The sequence below is a fragment of the Nocardiopsis kunsanensis DSM 44524 genome, from assembly GCF_000340965.1.
GTDB lineage: Bacteria > Actinomycetota > Actinomycetes > Streptosporangiales > Streptosporangiaceae > Nocardiopsis > Nocardiopsis kunsanensis.
The window spans coordinates 1-1,468 of the sequence record NZ_ANAY01000077.1; the positions used below are offsets into that span (position 1 = coordinate 1).

Here is a 1,468-nt window from a genome sequence, read left to right on the forward strand (position 1 = left end):
GTACTACAGTCGCGCTTCCGTTTTGTCATGAGATCAGCACCGCTTGTCTGCGGTAGTGGCACCGCTGAGCCTGTGCCTGGTGGGCGCGTCTGAACACCGACCACCCCAACACGTGCTCCAGCCCGTGCTCGACTCTGAACAGCTCGTGCAACAAACGGGCGATCTCATTGCACGACAGCGCCACCAGGCCCGACTGGGGCCGATGACGGCGCAGCTCCCGCAGCCGGCACACGGCCACGAACGCATAAGCCACCATCGCCAGCAGACTCCACCGGTGCCAAGGCCTCCACCTGCGCACCTGGTGCTCGTCCAACCCGGCCAGGTTCTTGCCCTGGGCAAAAGATTCCTCCACCCGCCACCGGCGCCCGGCCACTGCCACCAGACGGGCCAAGGGCACCGCCTGGGGCGCGTAGCAGTGGAAGAAGGCCAGCTCACCACTGGTGCGGTTGCGGCGCATCAACACCCACCGCACCCCGGCAGCGTCGGTGTGATCGTCGATGAGCGCCCAGTCGTAGAACCGCTCGCCCTTGGACCCGGCCCCGGCCGAACGTTTCTGCCACCCCGGCTCGGGCACCAGGACGGCCAACTCTTTGACTGCGATGGGCCCGCGCGGGGTGTGCAGGCGGTCGGTGGCCGCCATCTCCATCACATACCCCACCCGTTGCTGTTCCAGGTAGGAGCGCAGGCCGGGATTGCGGCCGTAGACCTCATCGCCGGCCACCCACGCGTGGGGTACGTGTTCCAGGGCGGCGTGGATCATCTGGCGGGCCAGCTCCGGTTTGGTCGCGAACTCCACGTCCTGGGGCACCCCGGCCGAGCGGAGCCGGTCTTCGTCGTCGGTCCAGGAAGCCGGGAGGTAGAGGCGGTGGTCGGTCAGGGCGTGGGCCTCAGATGTGGTGTAGGCGAGATAGACCGCGACCTGGCAGTTCTCCACCTGCCCCGTAGTGCCGGTGTATTGGCGGGCCGCTCCGACGGTGTGGGGGCCCTTTTTGAGGTCGCCGGTCTCGTCCACGACCAGGACCACGTCGTCGGTGCCCAGATGGCCGATGAGGTAGCCGCGCAGGGCGCTGACCAGGGATCCCTCGTCCATGCTGGCCTGAGCCAACAGGCGCTGGATCCGGTAGGGGTTGCTGTGTCCGGCTTGTTGGGCCAGGCTCCAGCAGTTCTTGGTGGCCAGTGGGGCCAGTAGTGCGCCGATGACCTCGCGGGCGGTGGTGCGGGTCTCGGGTCGGGCCAGGTTGGGGTCAAGGACCGTGTTGGTGAGCTCGTTCAGCAGGTGCGGCCAGCGCTGGGCCGCTAGGCTGGTGTCCGCGGCCGTCGCCACGGGATTTTTTGTCTTCACAACCATCAATGATCGGGCGGCGGCCGTTGCTGTGCCCGGCAAACGCCCAGATCAGCGTGGTCAAACCCGGTCAGGTCATCCCAGACAACATCAGGTCAGAGCAAAACGGAAGCGCGACTGTAGTAC

General features: G+C 67.0%; 1 protein-coding gene. It reads right to left on the reverse strand.

What is annotated here, in order from left to right:
- Window positions 1-25: 25 nt before the first annotated feature.
- Window positions 26-1,324 carry an IS701 family transposase gene (locus D456_RS0123285; RefSeq protein WP_017578578.1) on the reverse strand — a complete coding sequence of 433 codons (1,299 nt, stop codon included), beginning with the start codon at window positions 1,322-1,324 and terminating at the stop codon, window positions 26-28.
- Window positions 1,325-1,468: the final 144 nt, after the last annotated feature.